This is a genomic window from Pedobacter sp. Leaf216 (assembly GCF_001421515.1).
In the GTDB taxonomy this organism is placed as follows: domain Bacteria; phylum Bacteroidota; class Bacteroidia; order Sphingobacteriales; family Sphingobacteriaceae; genus Pedobacter.
This window is the reverse complement of the sequence record NZ_LMKM01000001.1, coordinates 234,735-256,169: the sequence shown is the minus strand read 5'-3', so window position 1 is coordinate 256,169 and position 21,435 is coordinate 234,735. Positions and strand designations below refer to the sequence as shown.

The 21,435-nt window shown below is 36.8% G+C and carries 16 protein-coding genes; 7 read left to right on the top strand and 9 right to left on the bottom strand.

Translation table 11 applies throughout. The features are described 5' to 3' along the window. Window positions 1-346: 346 nt before the first annotated feature. The 3 genes from ASE74_RS01115 to ASE74_RS01105 form a co-directional block, all read right to left on the bottom strand. A complete protein-coding gene (locus ASE74_RS01115; RefSeq protein WP_055903055.1) occupies window positions 347-928 on the bottom strand; it encodes a hypothetical protein in 582 nt (193 codons plus the stop codon). Window positions 929-1,016: 88 nt separating this feature from the next. Beyond that, window positions 1,017-2,816, bottom strand: coding sequence for a UvrD-helicase domain-containing protein (locus ASE74_RS01110; RefSeq protein ID WP_055903054.1), 1,800 nt, complete (start codon window positions 2,814-2,816; stop codon window positions 1,017-1,019). Further along, window positions 2,817-4,949, bottom strand: a complete 2,133-nt coding sequence (locus tag ASE74_RS01105) for an ATP-dependent endonuclease (protein WP_055903052.1) — start codon at window positions 4,947-4,949, stop codon at window positions 2,817-2,819. 523 nt (window positions 4,950-5,472) lie between these two features. Here ASE74_RS01105 and ASE74_RS01100 point away from each other — a divergent pair. Genes ASE74_RS01100 through ASE74_RS01080 form a run of 5 tightly spaced genes read left to right on the top strand, consistent with a single transcriptional unit; the run spans window position 5,473 to window position 11,308 of the window. After that, window positions 5,473-5,937, top strand: a complete 465-nt coding sequence (locus ASE74_RS01100) for a nucleoside triphosphate pyrophosphohydrolase family protein (protein WP_055903049.1) — start codon at window positions 5,473-5,475, stop codon at window positions 5,935-5,937. Then, window positions 5,934-7,310: a DNA methyltransferase gene (locus tag ASE74_RS01095; protein WP_055903047.1), complete on the top strand. Its 1,377-nt coding sequence runs from the start codon at window positions 5,934-5,936 to the stop codon at window positions 7,308-7,310. The genes ASE74_RS01100 and ASE74_RS01095 overlap by 4 nt, the downstream gene beginning before the upstream one ends. A gap of 7 nt (window positions 7,311-7,317) precedes the next feature. Then, on the top strand, window positions 7,318-8,301 hold the full coding sequence (locus ASE74_RS01090) for a hypothetical protein (RefSeq protein ID WP_157255306.1): 984 nt from the start codon (window positions 7,318-7,320) through the stop codon (window positions 8,299-8,301). Between the two features lie 2 nt (window positions 8,302-8,303). Then, complete coding sequence (locus ASE74_RS01085) at window positions 8,304-10,301, top strand: hypothetical protein (RefSeq protein ID WP_055903043.1); 1,998 nt, start codon at window positions 8,304-8,306, stop codon at window positions 10,299-10,301. 5 nt (window positions 10,302-10,306) lie between these two features. Further along, window positions 10,307-11,308, top strand: a complete 1,002-nt coding sequence (locus tag ASE74_RS01080) for a hypothetical protein (RefSeq protein ID WP_055903041.1) — start codon at window positions 10,307-10,309, stop codon at window positions 11,306-11,308. Between the two features lie 1,349 nt (window positions 11,309-12,657). Here the strand turns inward: ASE74_RS01080 and ASE74_RS01075 are convergent. The 6 genes from ASE74_RS01075 to ASE74_RS01050 form a co-directional block, all read right to left on the bottom strand. Next, entirely contained in the window at window positions 12,658-12,906 is a 249-nt protein-coding gene (locus ASE74_RS01075; protein ID WP_055903040.1) for a DUF4834 family protein, read from the bottom strand. 124 nt (window positions 12,907-13,030) lie between these two features. Further along, window positions 13,031-13,228 (bottom strand): YwbE family protein, encoded by a 198-nt coding sequence (locus ASE74_RS01070; RefSeq protein ID WP_055903038.1) that lies wholly within the window; start codon window positions 13,226-13,228, stop codon window positions 13,031-13,033. 51 nt (window positions 13,229-13,279) lie between these two features. Beyond that, window positions 13,280-14,572 (bottom strand): DUF3472 domain-containing protein, encoded by a 1,293-nt coding sequence (locus tag ASE74_RS01065; protein ID WP_055903036.1) that lies wholly within the window; start codon window positions 14,570-14,572, stop codon window positions 13,280-13,282. Window positions 14,573-14,648: 76 nt separating this feature from the next. Then, on the bottom strand, window positions 14,649-16,691 hold the full coding sequence (gene uvrB, locus ASE74_RS01060; RefSeq protein ID WP_055903034.1) for an excinuclease ABC subunit UvrB: 2,043 nt from the start codon (window positions 16,689-16,691) through the stop codon (window positions 14,649-14,651). 194 nt (window positions 16,692-16,885) lie between these two features. Further along, window positions 16,886-19,258: a M1 family metallopeptidase gene (locus ASE74_RS01055; RefSeq protein WP_055903033.1), complete on the bottom strand. Its 2,373-nt coding sequence runs from the start codon at window positions 19,256-19,258 to the stop codon at window positions 16,886-16,888. 9 nt (window positions 19,259-19,267) lie between these two features. Next, window positions 19,268-19,852, bottom strand: a complete 585-nt coding sequence (locus ASE74_RS01050; RefSeq protein WP_055903031.1) for a HupE/UreJ family protein — start codon at window positions 19,850-19,852, stop codon at window positions 19,268-19,270. 244 nt (window positions 19,853-20,096) lie between these two features. On the opposite strand from ASE74_RS01050, the gene ASE74_RS01045 reads away from it, so the two are divergent. Both ASE74_RS01045 and ASE74_RS01040 read left to right on the top strand, forming a co-directional pair. Next, window positions 20,097-20,762: a class I SAM-dependent methyltransferase gene (locus ASE74_RS01045; RefSeq protein ID WP_055903029.1), complete on the top strand. Its 666-nt coding sequence runs from the start codon at window positions 20,097-20,099 to the stop codon at window positions 20,760-20,762. A 43-nt stretch (window positions 20,763-20,805) separates the two neighbouring features. Next, window positions 20,806-21,312, top strand: a complete 507-nt coding sequence (locus tag ASE74_RS01040) for a DUF6702 family protein (RefSeq protein ID WP_055903026.1) — start codon at window positions 20,806-20,808, stop codon at window positions 21,310-21,312. Window positions 21,313-21,435: the final 123 nt, after the last annotated feature.

The window sequence follows — 21,435 nt, the reverse complement described above, 5'->3', positions numbered from 1 at the left end:
TATCCTCAGCGTAAGACAAATTAAAAAAAACGCAACGGTTATAAAGGCTGCGTTGACAGTGCTATACTGTTCCCAACAAATCCGATATTGATTGTACTCAAAAACAGAAACCATATTGGAAATCTGATTGATTAGTTCAGGTATAAAAACCAGTGTTAAGATAATCGAACTAGATGCCAAAGGATGTAACCGAGTGTTACGAATGCGCTTCCCGTTAGTAAAATTAACCTTATTATTTGCTCTCAAACGTTCGGGAGTGAGTTCCAGAAAGTTTTGGATTTCGCTGTAAAACAAGGCCAACAGGGCCGTTAGGATCCCAACCAAGATGCTAACCGATGAAAGAATATCAGACATAAGCATTAACAGTTTCCTGAATGCCAAGTTGGTTACACAAATAAGCATATTCCCCGTTTTTAATTATATAGACAGATGTGGTCGTATTGTCTTTGACCAGAGGAGCATGGGTTGCCACCCGTGCGAGTATTTTATTGTATCCGTCCCTAAAAAAGCTACCATCAATGGAAATCCTAAAATCACTGTTACCATTTTTTCTAGCGTCTATATCCAGTTTATTTTTCAGACTTTCTTTTATCACTGCTTCTAAAATATATTGGTATTTGGAGGAAATAGCTTTTAGCATGGTCCTACTTTCAACTTGCGATGTCTGAAAAATTCCGCTGATTTCATCCTCAGCCGGTATCCTTCCCTGATAATAACTCTGTATTAGATTGATGAGTCTATATTCAAGCATATCTTTTCCTCGGGTAAAAACTTTGTCACCGGTAAACATTTTCACATACTCATTCAGTGCAGCATTACCTATCCGGGACAGGTTATCGGGCAATTGTATCTGAGTACATTTTAAAATTTTTGAGAGGAGCAGTTCTTCGTCATTGGATAGATTTAGCTGAAAGTTAATTTGTACCATAACATTTAAATTAATGTTTTTTTGTCTTTTAGTATGTTCTTTTGGTTTATTAAGTGATGATTAAATATTCAATCGTCATTTTTTTAAGCTAACAGTTATCATAACCAAAAACATAGCCGGAAAGCTGATTGGTGCTGAACATATTCCTAGGCGGCCTCGAAAAACGTTTCTCTCTTCGTTCGGATATCATATGCAAATTCAGCCTAGCTCTAGAGGCAATTACATAGAGTAACTTCTTAGCGCTGTTTTCACCATCCACATCACTGAAATGAGGAACCCAATCCTCAAGTAGGCCGAAAGCAATGACTACATCAAATTCTAGTCCTTTTACACCATGCATAGTGGATATGGTGATACCATCCCGTTGTTTAAATACTTTTCTGAAATTGACAATTGTACTAACGCCCAGATCGCCCTGCTCGGCCAGCTTTTTGATCCGCTGCTCGGAGCTTGCAAAAAATGAGTTGTAGTCCTCGGTGAGTGCTTTATACATACTCTTATCCACACCAAGCGAAGCCAACAGTTCGGAAAAGGCAATTTTAAGGTAAGCCAGTCCGTCCGTTTCATCGATCCTGAGTAGGTTTGAATGCCTCAGAAAAGCTTTAGCGGAGGTACCAGAAATATCGCTTCCTATTTCATGCAAATCTTTCAATATTTCCCTCGACCACCGCATTCTGGTAATATACATGGCGGGTGATGGTTCTGTTAGTACGATTCTACAGATTTTATAAAAGAAGTTGTCAATATCCCTAGCAAAGGGAGCCATTCCGGGGCCATTGAAATTATAGTCGGGCATTTTAACCATGAGGTTTCTAGTCAGCGCTGAGAGATGCACCCATTGAGGGCCAACGATACAAATCTCGTTTGGAGAAATTCCTTTCTCGGTGATGTTAAATGCCAGCAATCTTACAATTTCATCTTCGAGGACTGATTTCATTACCTCCTGATTGAGGCTGATTATGCTCGTGTAATCTTTGTTCTTTCCTGCGGCGAGAATAGTATTGGGAAATGTTTTATAATGTTGGAAATACTTGATAAGCCTTTCAGAGGATCGGAAGTTATTGGATAGCTCAAAAGGCTCAAATTTACTTTTGGTCATATTTTGCAGATCTTCTAGCGCTATCGCGTAACCACCAAGTCCTGTAAATATGGATTGATTGGGATCACCAACGATAAAACTGCCGATTTCCTTTGGATTACTGGCAATGATACTTGCCAACACTTCATACTGCAGTTCCTTTGTATCCTGAAATTCATCCAAAAGGATGTAAGAAAATAATTTCGAAAGCGTTTTAGCGATGACAGGACGCGTCTGGATTAGCTCGTATGTATGTTTTAGTATCAACTCAAAATCAATGAACCTGTTCGCTTTAAGGTATGCCCAGTAATTCTTCAATACATCCTCAACATACGGGCGCTTAACTGCGGCACAGTTACCCAGTGCATAACCCGTTTTTGTGAAAATATAACTGCAGTCATAATAAGATACTTTAAAGACCTTATACGGAGCACAGAAGGTATCCAACAGCGCCTCGCTCTCATGCGAATTCAGAACCTTAAAACCATATTTTAGTGCGTCATCATACAATCCATAAGGTCTTAATATCCATTCGGTACAAAAGGAATGAATGGTGCCAATCCAGAGCTGGGAAGTATCTTCGCCCAAATGTTCTATTCGGGTTTTTATTTCTTCAGCAGCATTATTGGTATACGTTATGGCAATGATAAATTTTTTTTTCGACTTGAGCTTGGAGAGTTCAAGGGCAATCTTATAAGTCAATGCCCTAGTTTTACCACTCCCTGGGCAAGCAATGAGCAGGACATTTCCCGGTGCCAGTATAGCGGCTTCCTGCTCACCATTTAATTCATCTCTATCCCAGACAAACATCTATAGCCTTTCTAAAAAATCCTTAATCTGATCATTTGGAAGCGCTTTATGTATAGAAGCGATGAGCGCTTGAAGTGCTATATCGCCTTTACCATATTTTTCCATTTCTAGCTCGAGTGCCAAAAATTCTGGATGAACTGCATCTTTTCGGTACTGGGAAAGCCGGTAATCCAAAAGCGACAATATCGTCCGTCTGCTGAGCGTGGTCTTCGAAAACACAATCGCATCCAAAATATATGGTGGTATATTAGTTTTGAAGGTGATGTGTTTTCCAAGAATAAGTGCATACCAACCTTTCTTTGCATATTTTGCCATAGCCAGAACCCTTTTTCCTGAAATGGCAATATCTTCATCTCCAATGTCAGTTGCGGCCAGTTCTATTGTATCTTCCTCCTTGTAGACTTCAGGAATTGTATTGAGAATCTCAATTTTGTTTTCCTGATTCATGAAGTCAACTTCGAAGGTGTAGTCAGCGTAGCAGGCCTTAAGATAAATGTTGCCTGTGATATACAAATCGAGCGCTTCTTGCCTTTCTTTGCCTGATTTCTCTGAAGCCGCCAATTTCTTTTTATAAGTTTTCACTGCTTCTGTATCAGTGTCTATTTCTGTCGTATCGGCAATAGCTTGATCAAGGTCTGTGACGATGCTGCATTTTCGTTGTACCCTGTCTTCATGGAAGATTTGGGCAATATTTTCAAAACCGGTACTACCGATATTGATTAAACTGATGCCCAGTTCATCCAGGCTTATACCAAATACTTTCTTGACCATCAACGGAATTAAAATGGCTTCGGCGTCTCCTTCAATCAGCATAACCCCTTTTGCAAACAATAGATTGCTTCTTACCGCGTCTAAGTAACGCTGAAGCTTGTGGACTTTGGACTCAGGTAGGTTGTTGGCGGGTTGAAAACTCTCTGCATAGTTTACCTTTTTGCTCAGAATGTTGATGTTGGAAATATTGCTAGATTCGGAGATAAAGGTCGAATGAGTGGAATATATAATCTGGGTATCTTCGTAATTAAGATTATCAAATAAGGTTTTTTGAATATGGGTGTGTATATGTGCTTCAGGTTCTTCAATCAAGAGAAAATTCGCAAAGTTGTCGGCTGACCGCTGGTATTTGAATTCCAAAAGTTTGAGTGTTAAAAAAATCAGGTTTGCACCTCCCAAACTGAGCTCATGGATGCTGCCTTCATAAGTCTCATCCGGTTCTCCTATGAAAAGTTTAAGGGACTGAAGGAGCTTTTCCGCATCATCGGGCACACTGGACTTAATGGAAAGTGAAGATGGCGAATAGGTTTCACCTACCGTATCCTTGATCGTTTCTTTGATATTTTCGCGAACATCCTGAACGTCGGGTAACTGTTCAATTGCGGCATTTAGATCTTTGACCTGATGGGCTATGGGAGCATAATCCGCATCATTAATTAGCTCGCTTTTGATTTTCAGCAGGCTCATCAACGGATTTGTCCTATTATTATTAAAATCTGACACCACATCTCTCAGTGCTTTGATAAAAGTAAAGCTAATGTCCTTAGAGATAGAAAGTTGATGGGGAATCCGTGCTCCAAACAAGGAAGTATCGGGATTTAGATTAAACTTAACAGCGTCAAAATCTCCAACAAGTTCTTTGTAAACTTCTGGGTCATTAAAATCAACACTGCTCTTGCCGGTGAAGAAACTCTCATAATTGGCAATAGTGAGCTGATCAACGATTGCTGCAAGTCCTTCTGTATCGTTTTCCGCTAACTCCGAGAGTCGATAACGGATATCTGATTTTGGTCTAAAAAATAGATTGTAGGTGGCTTTGTCCACAGTTTCCTCTTCACCATTCCCAAGCCCATGGATAAACATTGCCTGAATAGATTCATCCGCAGAAATCTCACTAAATTCCAAGCTGATGATAATCCAGTGTCCTTTCCATTTTTTATCAAGTGTTCTATTAAAATCTGCTTCTGTAAATTTATAGGCAAATTTTAGTAGATCATCATCCAGCATCAAACGGATTGCGCGGAAAAGATTGGTTTTACCTGAACCGTTTTCACCGATAATGGTATTGATACCCTTGTTGAAATAAAAGGCTGCATTCTTAAAGTTCCGGTAATTAACTAGAGAAATTTTAGAAATATACATGAGAGATTATTAGATATCCAAATATATCATTTTCTTTGAATCAATAAGCTCTGTCTTTAAAAAATTCATTCAATCCATTATTATAAGATAAATTAATTCTCTATGCGATTTTTTCTAGCAAAAAAAATATAAACCTTTTAAAAATAAGCTGTAAGCCGATGATGGCCAATCGTTAAGTATTGTTAGTCTCAGTTGTGGTCAGCTTTGTTTGGGTTAATAGTTTCAACAGGGAATATATGGAGCATAAAAAAAGGAGTGACCTTTATTTCTATTCTATCGGTATCGTCAAAGCCTAAATTGATAGACATGTATATGTTCAATCGTTTTGGACTATCCACTAAGACAAAGAAGGGCTAAAATTCAAAAGCATCTTTCGTTTGAATCTATTTAATTTGGACGATTAGTCAAGAAGCATTACTGAATTAAAATCTATCATGGCTAAAATTCAAATAAGCTCATGATAAAAATATTTTGCCTAGGCATAAATAAAACGTATTTTTAGAACCACTAAATAAGCTCAATAATGAAAGAATCAAGTGCATTAACTCAGGTTGCGGAATTTCATACAACTTTCCAACACCCCATATTACAGACGCCAACAATTCCTTCTGATCAGAGGTGTGCATTACGAGTTTCGCTTCTTAATGAGGAACTAAAGGAACTGCAACAAGCAATATCAGATAAAAATATTAAGGAAATAGCAGATGCGTTATGCGATATTCAATATGTGTTAGCAGGTGCGATTCATGAATTTGGATTGGGAAATAGGTTTAAAGATCTCTTCGACGAAGTTCATCGCTCCAATATGAGCAAAGCTTGTAAAACTGAAGTTGAAGCTATAAAAACAGTGGCATACTATAAGGAAAAAGAACGTACCGCTGCCAGTTATATGATTAGAGAAGGTTTATATTTAGTGTATAGAGATAGTGATCAAAAAGTTCTAAAATCGATCAATTATTCTCCTGCAGAACTTCAAAATCTTCTATGATAGAAATTGCTGAAGGTATTGATGTTAGGAAATGTTTTGATAAAGAAGTTTTAGGATTTCTAAAAAAATATAAAGAAAAAGCGGAGCCAATTGAGGTGTCTTTTAGAAAACTTGTGCCTGAACTTTATAAAACGGACAGGGCTACTCACCTCATACATACATATCCTGCCAAACTTTTGATGCATATTCCGCATTTCTTTTTGAATAATAATATATTCTCGAGAGAAGGAGATTTAATATTAGATCCTTTTAGCGGTTCTGGTACAGTAATGCTCGAAAGTGTATTAGCTGGTAGAAATGCCGTTGGAGCTGATGCAAATCCGTTGGCGAGGTTAATTTCGTCTGTAAAGGTTACAAATTATAATACAGAAACTTTAAAACTACATTTAGAGAATTTACGGAAGGATTTTTCAAAAACCGGGGACGTTATAGTGCCTAAGATTTCAAATATTAATTATTGGTTCTTTCCAAGAATCCAAAACCAAATGGCTAAAATATCCCATATCATCCAAAACATACATGATGATAAAATCAAGGAGTTCTTTTTGGTATGTTTTTCAAATTGTGTAAAAAAGCTTAGTCTTGCCGATCAGAGGGTTTCAGTGCCCGTTCGATTAAATCCTGCTAGGTATCCGGAAACACACCCCCTTTTTACTGAAACAAGCAAAAAACTTGCTGGCTTAGAATATATTGACGTATTTGAAAAATTTGAAGAAACGGTTCGCAGTAATATTAATCGGTTTATTAATCTTTCCAAGCTATTTAGCCGTGGAGTAAGCGCTAAAATTATATCAGATGATGCAAGAAAAATCATAGATGGTAATGCTCAAATACAGGGTATAAAAAAAGAGAGTGTAAGCTTGATAATTTCCTCACCACCTTACGCTGGAGCACAGAAATACATACGATCGTCAAGCCTGAGCTTAGGGTGGCTGAATTTCCTTAAAACAGTAGATTCCTTAAAAGAGTTTGATTCTTATAATATCGGAAGAGAAAACTATCAGCGAAAAGACTACTGTATTCTAAAGAAAACAAATGTTGCTGAAGCTGATGTATTGTTAGAAGAAATATTTAAAATAAATCCTTTACGTGCTCATATAGCTGGCAATTATTTAAGAGAAATGCGAAGTGCGTTTGAAGAGTCAGTTAAAGCCTTGAAACAGGATGGTTATTTTATTCTGATTGTAGCTAACAATAAGGTTTGCGGAATGGAATTCAGGACGCAGGAATATCTCACAAAAATCATGTTAAACTTAGGGATGAAACTTCAGCTTGAATTAATTGATGATATAAAGTCATATGGTCTTATGACTAAACGAAATAAAACAGCCAGTGTGATAACTCGTGAGTGGGTGCTGGTATTCAAAAAGTAATATGAGTATGCCGCATTTATATGAAGAAGAGCTTCACAAGAAGATTAAAATATTGAATGAGACAACTTGGGAGTCCAAAATAAAGAAGCCGAAAATTGAGAAGTGGTTAAATAACTTTAGCACAGAGCAAGAAAAATCCCATGCATTATTTCTTCTCTCCAACTTTATGTATTTTGGGACATTGCAAATTAGGCAGCTCTTAATCAGCCTATACAGGGATTTATACAAATATCCTGCGGTGGAAAAAATTCGTCAAGAGAATGGGAATACAACAGACTTGACATTAATTAATGAACAGTTTTTCGAAAGCCAAAAAAACACTCGTTTTATCGGATTAGGGAACGCTTCTGAAAGTGGTGCACATCTTCTATATTGGTTTAGACAGGAAAATAATCTTTCAAACACATTGTTCCCTGATAACCAAGGTATATTTATTAATGAAGAGAACGGCGAACTGAGGTTGAAAGAAGAAAGTATTAAGCATTATGTGCTTTTCGACGATTTTTGTGGTTCTGGAAGCCAAGCCATTCGTTATTCAGTGGATATAGTCGAAAAAATAAAAAAGATAGATCCGACTATCAAAGTTTCGTGCTTAATGCTGTTTGCCACAAAGACGGGTAAGGAAAAAGTCATTAAAAAGAGCAAATTCGACTATATCGAAGCTGTTGTAGAACTCGACAATTCTTTCAAATGTTTTGATCCTAATAGTAGATATTTCCAAAACTGTCCAGATCACATCGATCAAGAGTTCATGAAAAAGTTTTGCATGGAATATTGCGAACCTTTAGTTAGGTCATTGTGGACAAAAGATGGATATGAAGGGGAGGCTTTAGAGAAAATTGTAAAAAATACAACATTAGGTTTTGGTGATTGTCAATTATTGATAGGTTTTTACCATAATACCCCAAATAATACATTGCCTATTATTTGGTATGATGAGGAAGAGGAATTGTGGGTTCCAATATTTAAGAGATATAATAAAGTTTACTGATTATGGGTAATAAAATTAATACTGTTAATCCTTTCAATATTACTAAGGCTGTTGATTATTCTGATGAAGAAATCAATAGATACTGGGTCGATCTTCCTGAAGGCAATGGTTTCGTAGGTATTCTTAAACCTTCTTCTCCAATGCCAATGATCATCTTAGGAGGAAAAGGCAGTGGGAAAACTCATATTATGCGCTATTTCTCGTATAACCTACAAAAAATACGCTACGGGAAGAAATTCATCGATGAAATTAAGAAAGATAAGTATATCGGAATCTTTCTTCGCTGTGGAGGTCTTAATTCTAGCAAATTTTATGGCAATGGTGAAAAGGCAGAAGCTTGGAAAAACATTTTTGCATATTATCTCGAATTATGGTTTACCCAACTTTTAACAAACATTATCAGTGAAATTTTCGAAACTTACCCAGATCATTCCAAACCCTATGAGAAAAATATATGTGACGCCCTCTATAAATTATTTGATGCTGATGTAATAGATGGCTTTGAAACATTACACCAGTTTAGTACTTACCTTCAAAAACTTCAAAAAGAAGTGGATTATGAAGTCAATAATTCTGTAATTACCGGGAAAAAGATTTCAGATATTAGAATTATGACGTCTCCAGGAAGACTTATCTTTGGCTTTCCGAGAGTTCTTGAAAAAATAATCCCATATTTTGAAGGAGTTCAATTCATCTTTTTAATTGATGAATATGAGAATTTGATGGAATATCAACAACAATATGTAAACACATTAATAAGAGAAAGGGAATCCCCTGTTTCTTTTCGGGTAGGTGCCAGATGGTATGGAGTAAAAACATTCAATACAAATAGCGGAAACGAAGAATTAAAGGTTGGCTCCGAGTATGAACAATATATTATTGACAACCTTCTTCGATCAGGCCAAGGATATGATAAATTTGCTAGGGAAATTTGTATATCCCGTTTAAAACAATCTGGAATATCTGTTGGAGAAGACGATAAGGCTAGTAATAGCCTCAGTTCGTTCTTTGAAGAATTTAACTTAGGAAGTTTTTTCTACAAACTAAAAACGAAAGAATTAAGTTTAGGAAAATCGTATCTTTTTAATTTAGAGAGAAATCTTTTAGCCAGAAAGATACCTGGGGAAACTGTCATCAAGATTATTAGGAAATTATCTTATGATGTGAATCCCCTTTTAGAGCGCACAAATGTGTTTCTGTTTTATCGGAGTTGGAAAACAGGCAAAGATTTGGAGTTTGCTGCGAATGAGATAGCAAAAGATTGTGAGGCATTTACAAAAGAGCAGGATAAATCTTTACCGCATTCAAAAGTCTTAGAAAAGTTCAGGAATGACTTGATAGATCAGCTCCATAGGGAGTCAAGAGAGGCCCTTTCTTATTGTGGTATAGAAAAAATCATCAAAATGTCCTCTGGTATACCACGGCATTTATTAATTATGCTTAAGCATATCTACAGATGGTCCATCTATAATGGAGAACATCCATTCGGAAATGAAAGAATAAGTGAAAATGCCCAAAGTAAGGGGATCATTGATGCAAGTAGTTGGTTCTTGGAAGATGCAAGAGCATCTGGTGAAGATGGTAAATTAATGTCTACCAGTATCAAAAGAATTGGACAATACCTCCAAGAAATAAGATTCTCTGATATTCCACCAGAGTGTTCGCTTTCGTCTTTTAGTATTAAATTAATCGATATAGATGACAACATTAACAAAACGCTACAATACCTAGAACATTATTCATATCTTATCAGAATTAGCACCGCCAGAGAAAAGAATTCCGCAGTCCAGCGTATCGGATACCAAATAAATGGTTTGCTTGCTCCTCAATGGGAGCTTCCGATTTACAGACGAGGAATACTTCACTTAACAACGGATGAGGTAAAGGCTATTTTTGGGACGACCTCTGATCAAGAATATAACAGAATCAAAAATTCAAGATTGGTAAACTACAACGCGCCATTCAGGATATCAAACAACCCGACACTTTTTGAAATATAAATCTTATGCTCTCAAATACAATTGACTATTCAATATTCTACAAAAAGAAATATAGCTCTACAAAAGAGCTTGAAGAGGACAAATCGTACGACCTGTTTATTTCTGCTTATAACGATAGTTTAAGGGTCAAGGAAGTATTTAAAAAGATAAACGCAACCGAAAAGCACTGGATACTTTTTCCAGAATATGGCTATAAAGCAAGTGAAGAACCGAAGTCGGATTCAGCTAGTGAAAGGGTTTTTAACTTCGAAAATAATCTAAGAGAGAGTGTATTGATCAGAACTTATTTTGAAGAGTCGGCAATCAATCTAGATACTATTGGGAAAATTTGCATAGATATAACAGGCTTCATTAGGCCACACTTGATATTTTTAATTCGGTATCTACATTCTAAAAATGTTGGTCAGATAGATTTTATATATACAGATCCAATCAAGTACAAAAAGAAAGAAAATACGGATTTTTCATTTGACTACACGCATGTAAGACAAATTGATGGCTGTCAGGGAGTTCATTCAACCAATGCTCATAATGACTTTTTGATTATTGGAGCTGGATATGATCATCTTCGTATAACAGATGTATCTAAAAATAAAGATAGTACAAGAAAAATTCAACTTTTCGGATTTCCCTCACTGCAACCAGATATGTATCAGGAAAACATTTTAAAAGCATATAAGGCAGCAGAGGAAACGGTTTCAAAAGGAGAGGAAGTTTTTATTGACGATGACAATACCATTTTTGCACCGGCTAACGACCCATTTGTAACAGCAAACATCATTAGCCAGTTCGTTAGGAAACAAAACAAAAAAGATGTTATCACAAATCTTTACTTATGTCCGCTGTCCACCAAAGCGCAGACTTTAGGCATTGCTTTGTATTTTATTAGCGAGTGTTTAAATCAGCCATGCAGTATTCTTTTTCCGATCTGCGAGAGATACGCCAAAGAAACAACAGAAGGTATTTCTAAAATATGGAAGTATTCCGTAGAGTTTAATAATCTTTAGCTGTAAGTTAAAGCATTTAGAATTGTCGACTAAAGGCCAGTTTACATTTATCGAGAAAGTTTCGTTTTGTTTATTGAGAACTTGGCCCAATATAAATAAAGAACTCTTTCAGCTCGTAAAAACAAGATGATGTTTTTTTAAATCATATTGTTTTTCCAAGAATAAAACTTTATAAAATTTCTTAGCAAATTTTTCTTCAATAAAATCAGTGGGGAGCTATGTAGGCCATATTTCATCCCGAATTGTAGATATGCTTCCTGTAAACTTTCGTCCTGCTGGGGGGTAGTTAATATGGCTAGAACCCGTCTAAAGTTGCTTTGCCTTTTGTTCCTTTTAAGAGTAGTCTTCCTGCTTTAAATTACTCATTTAAGATAATTGAATTATAAATCTATTTGCATTATTTCAATTCATTTCATAGATTTGAGGGGTAACATTTGAGCTAAAAAACGGTCATTTTTAAAGTAGTGAGTCGGATTTTCTTTTTACAAGTATTTGATAGTCATAGAGTTATTGAAGTAAAACTTGTTCTGGTTTCGTCGGGACCAACACTAGATTACATATAAAATACACTTAATTACTTGACAGTATATTTAGAGCGCCAGTTGTTATCTTTGCATGATCATTTGTTAAGCTCTTCAGATGATTCTTCCCCATCCTCAGAATCGTATTAACATGCCTTCATTTTTACTTCAGATAATTTTAAATAGATATACCGCAGTTACTGATTAAGATATAATCTTTTCAACAAGAAGGCCTAACATTGATCCTTTAAATGATTGAATGGTCGTTTTTACATGATCCGAAATAGTAGGCAAAATTTTCAGGTCAGGGCATTACAATAAATACTTCAGAAAAGGTTTAAACTTTATTCAGAGTTAAATATTAAATTAAAATGCACAGCAAAAGACTAGAGTTACTATTGATTTACGATGCTAGTGAATTGTTCTCAGAAATTTCTCGTTTAACTTTGATCGGTTTCTTTCTACATACTCGAATGCGCTTGGCGGCCACTTATCGCTAATAATTTACGATTATTTTGGCAAATCATCTTTTAGAAGTCTGTAAATATTATCCAATTTGACATGAACAAACTTTAAGGTGCAATGTTATATTCCGTCACAAAATTAGGGTAAAATATCTCATTTCTTGTCACAGAATTAGGGTAAATTTTCTTGCAAGTTGTAATAAAATTAGGGTAAATGGACTTATCGTAATAAATTATTGAGATTAATTTTTAACAATTATTTGAAAACTATTATGAAGTTATTAGAGATTGAGCAATTTGTGAGGACAGAGTGAGTGTTGTTTACTTTAAACAAAAGAACCCTGAAGCAAGTTCAGGGTTCTTTTTATTTTACTTCCTCGTAATCTACGAAGTCGCCGAGTTTATCTGTTTTACTTTGATCGGGTTTTGGAGGCATATAATCTATAGAAATAGAACCTTCAGGTTTCGATCGCCTTTGTTGCTGCTGCCCGGTAGCCTGACTCTGCATTTTGCCCGCCAGGTTATTAAACAGCATTGGAAGAATCAGCCTAATCAACATTCTGATTAGCCAGAGTACCAATATCGTTATGAATATGAATTTTACTAATGCCATTCTTTAAATTACTGTTGTTACAAATATAGACGTCAGGAAATTTATTTTGTTACTTTTTTCGCCTTTAATTGCATTTCCATTACAATATAATACGCAAATTGGCTTGTAAAAGTTTTAATATCTGCTAATCCTCAATAATTTCAGTAACGCGGCCCACCTGTCCATCTTCGAGTCTTACCTTTATTCCTCTCGAATGAAATGCCGATGATGTAAGCAGATCTTTTACAACGCCATAAGTAACATTTCCAGATCGCTGATCTTTCTTCAATATAATTCCGACTTCTAAACCCGGATAAATGTCTTTTCTATTTTGCCCGTCCATTTATGTTAAATAAATAATTAAAGCCGCAAAAATCCATAAATATTTCGAATGTTAAGGTAATTTGCTGAATTCTATTTCAGGTTTTTTACCTGTAGCGTTTCTATTGAAAATTTTTCTTGGGGAGGTATAATTATTAAAGAATCCTCCATTTTTTAAGTAAAATGAACCTTGGTCTATTCCTCCCTGGTAATCCATTCTATATCCTTTTGCGCCAGTATTATCAGTTGTAAAACGTGCAGAATTTAATTCAGTCCACTTGCCTCTATCGTCGCAGATCCATTGATTGTTGAATAAAACTTTTCTGGATAAATCTCCCTGAACGGGCGAGAAATTTTCTAAAAAGGAATGGAATCGTTTTAGATAAGTTTTAGTCTGTGGCCTGGTAAAACTGGCAATTAACTTCCATTTATTCATTTCTGGAGCGAAGAAATAAGCAGTATATGTAGTGATGCTATCGTTTCCGGGCACACCATGTAGCAAAAATTTATAGGTATTTCCTGTTTTCCACATGTAGTTTAAGTAACTCTGACCGCCAGCACCTTCATTTCCAAATTCACCTGTATGTACACTTTCTCCTTTTTTAAGCATTTTAATTTTGTGCGATTCTGGAATGCTTTTCGGATCATCGGTATTAAAAGGACTCCATACTGAAAACAAGATGTGCCTTTCTGTCGGGCTGTTTACCTGCATACCAAAATATCCTTCCCCAAAACCACAGGCCATAAAGTATGAACCAAGAATATCTTCTCCTTTTGGTACAGTCACCTCGTTGTAATACCATTCTGCATTTACATTTTCAGGCTGTAAATAGTTTAGGTGAACAGATGGACCGCGTCTGCCCCAGTGGAAGAAATTTCCTTCATTATTTTTGACATAAGCAGTTTTGCCTTCTGTTGCCGTTCCGCTGAGAATTAAACTTGGGATGGAAGGAAATTTTGCACCACTTTTATTTATCCCTTTAATGGCAATGGCAACATATCCGGTATCTTTAATCGTCCATTCCCCAATTTTACCATCGAAAGATCTCGATTCATCGAAATTTACTTTTTTGGGTTGATTGTTAATGGAGAATTCCAAAGTTCCCCGCCCTTCAATAACTGGCTTTTCGCTAAGCGAAATGACCAATGTACCTGGCTTTCCAACCCTGAAATAAGCCGTAAAGTATTCGTTCGGATTGCTCCAGTTTACGATTCCCTGATTGGATAAACTTCTCTCAGCATCCTGGTGTAAGGAGCTGTAGGCATTACCACCGAGCGGCAGGGAGATTGCCGGAACATTTTGGGCCTGACTTTTCAGACCCATAGCACCGAGTACGATCAGTGCTGATAGTTTAAAAGATTTCATTGAATGATTTTTAGATAACTTATTGAAAGCAATTGTAGGCTAAATTATCTAAAAATCATGCTATAAAACCAAATCGTTACTTGCCAAACTTTTCGTTAAACATTTTCTCCAAGGCAAACATTTCATCACGCAGTTTTGCGGCTTGTAAAAAGTCCATATCTTTTGCTGCTTTCTGCATATCCTTACGGGTGGTATCGATAGCGCGTTGCATTTCTGCTTTTCCCATATATTGCACTATTGGATCTGCAGCAATGCTGATTTCGGCATTTTCTACATAAGCTCTTGCTTTGTTATCGCTTGCTTTTTGAGAGAAATCAAGTACAGAGGTCTGCTCTAAAATGGCTTCCCTTGATTTTCCAACGGTTTTTGGGGTAATTCCGTGCTCAAGGTTATATGCAATCTGTATATCTCTACGTCTGTTCGTTTCTGAAATGGTTTTTTCCATACTTTCGGTAATTCCGTCAGCATACATAATCACACGCCCCCTGTCATTACGGGCAGCACGGCCAATAGTCTGTATTAAAGATTTCTCCGAGCGCAGGAAGCCCTCTTTATCGGCATCTAAAATAGCAACCAAAGTTACTTCCGGTAAATCTAAACCTTCACGTAAAAGGTTAATTCCCACTAAAACATCAAATTCTCCAAGGCGTAAACCACGCAGGATTTCCACACGTTCAAGGGTTTTAATTTCGGAGTGGATATACCTGGTTTTAATATTTAAACGGTCTAGATATTTGGTTAACTCCTCGGCCATCCGTTTAGTCAAAGTAGTTACCAGAATACGTCCGCCATCCTTTATGGTTAGGTCAATTTCATCCAGTAAATCATCAACCTGATTTATTGCCGGTCTGATTTCAATCACAGGATCAAGTAACCCTGTAGGTCTGATTACCTGCTCTACCACTACACCTTCCGATTTTTCCAGTTCGTATTCCGCAGGCGTTGCACTCACATAAATGGTTTGCGGAGCAAGAGCTTCAAATTCGTTAAAGTTTAAAGGCCGGTTATCAAGTGCTGCTGGTAAACGGAAACCGTATTCAACCAATGATAATTTACGCGATCTATCCCCACCGTACATCGCCCTGATCTGTGGAACGGTAACGTGGCTTTCGTCAATTACCATTAAATAATCTTCCGGGAAATAATCCAGCAAACAAAAAGGACGCATACCAGGCTGTCTTCCATCAAAAAAACGCGAATAATTTTCGATACCCGAACAATAACCCAGTTCTTTCATCATCTCGATATCGAAATTCGTCCTTTCTTCCAATCTTTTCGCTTCCAGCAAATGTCGGTCGGCAATGAGCTGGTTTTTACGGATTTCCAGTTCTTCCTGAATTCCCCAGATGGAAGAGTTGAACCTATCTTTTGGCGTAACAAAAAGATTTGCAGGATAAATGGCCATATCTTCAAGTTTTTCCAACGTTTTGCCCGAAACTGGATCAATTGCTGAAAGTTCTTCAATATCATCCCCGAAAAAGGAAATGCGGTAGGCATGATCAAGATAGGCAGGAAAAATATCTACAGTATCACCCTTAACCCTAAAAGTTCCGCGTTTGAACTCGGTTGTGGTACGTGAATATAGAATTTCTACTAAACTATGTAAAAAAGCATTTCGTGAAATCCGTAAGCCTACGCCAAAACGGAAAACCATTCTGGAGAAATCTTCGGGATTACCCATACCATAAATGCAGGAAATAGAAGATACGACAATAATATCGCGCCTTCCGCTCATTAGCGAAGATGTAGTGCGTAACCGAAGCTTTTCAATCTCTTCGTTTATACTGAGGTCTTTTTCAATATAGGTATTGCTAGAGGCGATAAAGGCTTCGGGCTGATAGTAATCGTAATAGGAAACAAAATAATTAACAGAGTTTTCGGGAAAGAAATTTTTAAACTCGCCGTAGAGCTGCGCCGCTAGGGTTTTATTGTGACTTAAAATCAAAGTAGGCTTTTGCGTCTGTTCAATCACGTTGGCCACAGTAAATGTTTTTCCCGATCCTGTAACCCCCAATAACGTTTGATAATGTTCGTTTGCATTTACACCATCAACCAATTGTTTTATTGCGCTGGGCTGGTCTCCGGTGGGCTGATATTCTGAAGTGATTTTAAATTTCATGAGTATATCAAATATACGGTTTAGGCTGTAAAGAGTAAAACAGGCGAAAGTCAGGAAAGTTGGAAAATAAAATCCCCGTTGATTTTTTTCAACGGGGATTAGTTGCAATCTTAATACTTCGCTGGTAACTGGCAATAATTAAATTCTCCGCTACGGTCTAAATTATCATCGCTTAGAATAAGCGCGGGAATCTTTTATTTACCCGTAGCCGCCTGCATTGGGTTTTTGCCAACAGATTGGCCTCTTACTGCCCCACCGGTTTTTGCTTTATAAACTTTAAACTTGCTTTCTTTGGCTTTACCTCCCCAACTATTGTTTGTGGTATCAATATCAGCGGTTTCGCGTAATGGATCAACTAATATAGAAGCCACTTCTTTGTCTTTTACATAAAATTTAGAAGTTTTCAATTCATTATGTCTCCAAATCTGTGCCGGTATACGGTCTATTTCTTTTGTTCCATCTTTATAAGTAAATTCTACAATAACCGGCATAACCAAGCCACCTTTGTTGCTAAAACTTAACTCATACAAGAATTTATTGTTGTATTTACTTTGATCTGCATCTGCAACAACTTCTACAGGTGGAGTTATATCCATCTTTGATGAAATTGTAGTATCAACAGTAACCAGGCCTCTATCATACTTGTAATAAAAATCTTGGGCTGCGGTATTTTTATCGGTATAGAAGTTGATTTTTTTATCTTCACGGTTTCTGATTTTCGAAATATCCTCAAAAGCATTCACTGCAGGCTTATCTATTTTTACCATTCTTGATCTTGCCGCAGGTACTTCTTTAGGGAAATCTGCCTTTGCAAATTTTACGCTATCCAAAGAAATGTCACATGGATCGGTTCCATAAAACCAACCTCTCCAAAACCAATCTAAATCTTCTCCACTGGCATCTTCCATCGTACGGAAAAGGTCGGCAGGTTCAGGGTGTTTAAATGCCCATCTTCTTGAATATTCTTTAAAGGCATAATCGAAAAGGTCTCGGCCCATAATTGTTTCGCGTAGGATGTTTAAACCCGTTGCAGGTTTTGAATAGGCATTCGGACCAAAACGTGCAATATTTTCAGAATTGCTCATAATCGGCTCCAATTCATCCTTAGGCAGTTTCATGTAATCAACAATGGTATATGCCGGCCCTTTTTTGCTCGGAAATTTATTGTCCCAAAGTTCCTCTGTTAAGTATTCTACAAAAGAATTCAGCCCTTCATCCATCCAGGTCCACTGGCGTTCATCACTGTTAACAATCATCGGGAAAAAGTTGTGCCCAACTTCGTGAATTACCACGCCCAACATGCCGTTTTTAGTGCTTTCACTATATGTTCCGTCAGCATCGGTACGGCCGTAGTTGAAACAGATCATCGGATATTCCATTCCGTTGGCCGCCTCAATGCTTTGGGCAACAGGATATGGGTAAGGAATGGTGAAATCTGAATAAGTTTTAATGGTGTGGGCAACTGCGCGGGTAGAAAATTTGCTGTATAAACTATAGGCTTCTTTTCCATAAAAACTCATACACATTACGGTGTTGTTGTTGGCCTGAATTTTTTGAGGCATCGCATCCCAGATAAACTTCCGTGAAGAAGTCCAGGCGAAATCGCGCACATTATTGGCATTAAAAACCCATGTTTTTTTAGCGGTCGATTTTTTGGTTTCTGCAGCTTTGGCCTCTGCAAGCGTTTGAATTTCTACGGGTGCAGCTGCGGTTTTAGCAGAATTGTATCTGGCCAATTGTGTTGGATTTAGAACAGCGCTGTAATTGATACATTCGCCTGTTGAACCTACCAAGTGATCTGCCGGAACAGTCATTTGTACTTTAAAATCACCAAAAGTTAACGCAAATTCTCCTCTGCCGGTAAATTGATGGTTCTGCCATCCCTGGAAATCGCTATATACACATAAACGTGGGTACCACTGAGTCATGGTGAACAGGTAATTCCCATCATTTGGAAAAAATTCATATCCGCCACGGCCTCCAACGCTCATTCTGTCGGTAATTTTATAGTTCCAGTCAATGTTAAAAATTAATTTTTGGCCGGTTCTTAAAGCTACAGGCAAATCCACCCTCATCATGGTTTTATTAACAGTATACTTTAGGTTTTTGCCTGTTGCATCTGTTAATTTGGTAATGTTAATCCCAAAACCATTATTATCCTTTGCACTAAGTTGATCTAAATTTTTGGTGGTACCGATAGCTGGCATTTTGGTTGCATCCTGATAGTTTGCACTTTTATCGGTGCTATGCTCGTTTTCGTCAAGCTGCAACCAGATATAGGTTAACGGATCGGGCGAATTATTGGTGTAGGTTACGGTTTCAGACCCTGTTAACAATAGGTTTTTTTCATCCAGCTCACATTTGATGTTGTAATCGGCCCGTTGCTGCCAATATTTAACGCCTGGTGCACCACTGGCTGTGCGTTGTTCATTTGGGGTAGGTAAAATAGTGCCCAATTGCTCAAACTTGTTTCCGTGGTTACTGCCCGGATTGTTCAAAATGTTTTGGGCCATGGCCAAACTACCCGAAAAGAGTAAAAGGCCGGTTAATGTATACAGTTTATTCATAATATGTTGTTAAAGAGGAATTCTTTCCAAAGCCATTTTTAAAGCCAGGCTAAATACGGCTGCAGATACAAATAACACCCAACTGGTGCGTTTTATACGTGTATAGTTAAAAATAAAAAATGTAACCAATAAAATAATAATCACCATAAAAACCTGTCCGGCCTCTAAGCCAACATTAAAACCAAATAATCCCCACCCAATGTTCTGGTCTTTTGCCAGCATAATCCTGATGGAATTTGCAAAACCCATTCCGTGGATCAATCCAAAACCCAATGCCAGAAAGTAATTGATTTTGACTGATTTTAATGAAAAATTCTTCCTGAATAAATTACTTATCGCGGTAATTACTATGGTGCAGGGAATTAAAAATTCTACCCATTTGCTTTCGAATCTGATGATGTCCAATACACTCAAAAGTAAGGTTAGCGAATGGCCGATGGTAAAAGCAGTAACGAGTATCAATACCTGTTTCAGATTATTGTAGCTGTAAATGGCCACCAATGCTAAAACAAAAAGTTGATGATCTAAAGCATCAGCGCTTATAATATGTTCCCAACCCAGTTTGAAATAAAAGATAAAATCTTGTAACGGCATGAAATAATAAGCTAACTATTGGAGGCAAAATAGATTATAAAGATTAAAAATATATTTTTAATTCCATAAAGACCAAATATCCATTAAACAAAAGCCTAAATACCAAATTTGTTACCAATATTTTATGTTTTACAGCAATTATTAACCAATTACAAGGTTTACAGGTGTAAACTAGATTGTTGTTTAAGTTGCACAAACAATAAGTTATATTGGTACCTGAAATACTGGTTTTTTAATCATCGATATGCTTTGGCTTAAATATTATTTTCAAAAACCCGAAAAAGGTTTCGATCCTGTTCCTAAAGCTTTTGCAGAAAAGTATGCCGCAAATGAGTGTCAAAAATTAAATAATGAGGTGATAGAGGCAATAAAAGAACGGGTACCTGATTTTAAAAATAAAACGATACTCGATCTCGGTGCCGGACCAGGGCAATATAGCATTGCTTTTGCTAAAAAAGGGGCAAAAGTTACCTGGCACGATATCAGCCGGAACTATCTTGATATCGCCAAAACCAAAGCTGCAAACGAGAGCCTCGCACTGAACTTTTCACTTGGTTACCTGGAAGAGGCCCATGGGAAATTCGATATAATTTTTAACCGCATCTGCTGGTATTATTGTATTAACGACATCCGTTTTGCCAAATGCATTTACAATCTGGTAAAAGAAAACGGATATGGTTTTATTATAGTTAACAATGAAAAATACCTAAAGGAAGAACTTGAAAAAGAATCAGGATTAAAAAAAATGGCAATGAAAATGAGTTATTGGCTTAACGAAAATTTTAATATTAAATTTACCCATGTCCATCCCTCCCACAAAAAATTAGCTAAAATATTTGCCAGGTTAAATTTTAAACATTTACAGCTTGAGCAACGCGGGCATAACACCTTAATTACATTTAATAAGTAGCCGATTTATCTCTTAACTTTGTTTGCTGAAAACAAAAATATTGATGCATAAATTAAAATATATTCTGCTGCTTTTGTGCGGTGCCTTTTTCTCTGTTGAGGCTGGCATAAAACATCCGCTTCATGTAAGTACAACCGAAGTAAACTTTAATGCTAAAGATAAAACGCTGGAGATAAGCTGTAAGATTTTTTCGGATGATTTTGAGGCCATTTTGGCTAAAATGTATAAGCAGAAAACCGATTTGAGCAATCCAAACATGAAGAATGCGATGGATGAACTGGTAAAAAAATACCTGCTTTCCCATTTACAGGTAAAAGCCAATGGAAAACCCGTCGTAATGAATTACATCGGGTTTGAGATCGATCATGAAGCCACAAACATCTACCTCGAAGTTGAAAAAATTCCGGCAATAAAATCGGTAGAAGTGAACGATACTATTTTATACGATATGTTTGATGATCAGATGAGTATAGTGCATATTGTGAAAGGGAATAACCGCAAAAGTACCAAGATTCTTTACCCTGATAAAAAGTTCAGCGCAAACTTTTAATTGTAATTTTTGTATTAGATAACGGTTCAGTGTTAAATTACCGTTAATTTTATTAGGCGGTATTGTTTTGTTAATATTGGCTGAGAAATATTTCTTGTAATCTTTGTTTTAAAATTCCGGTTT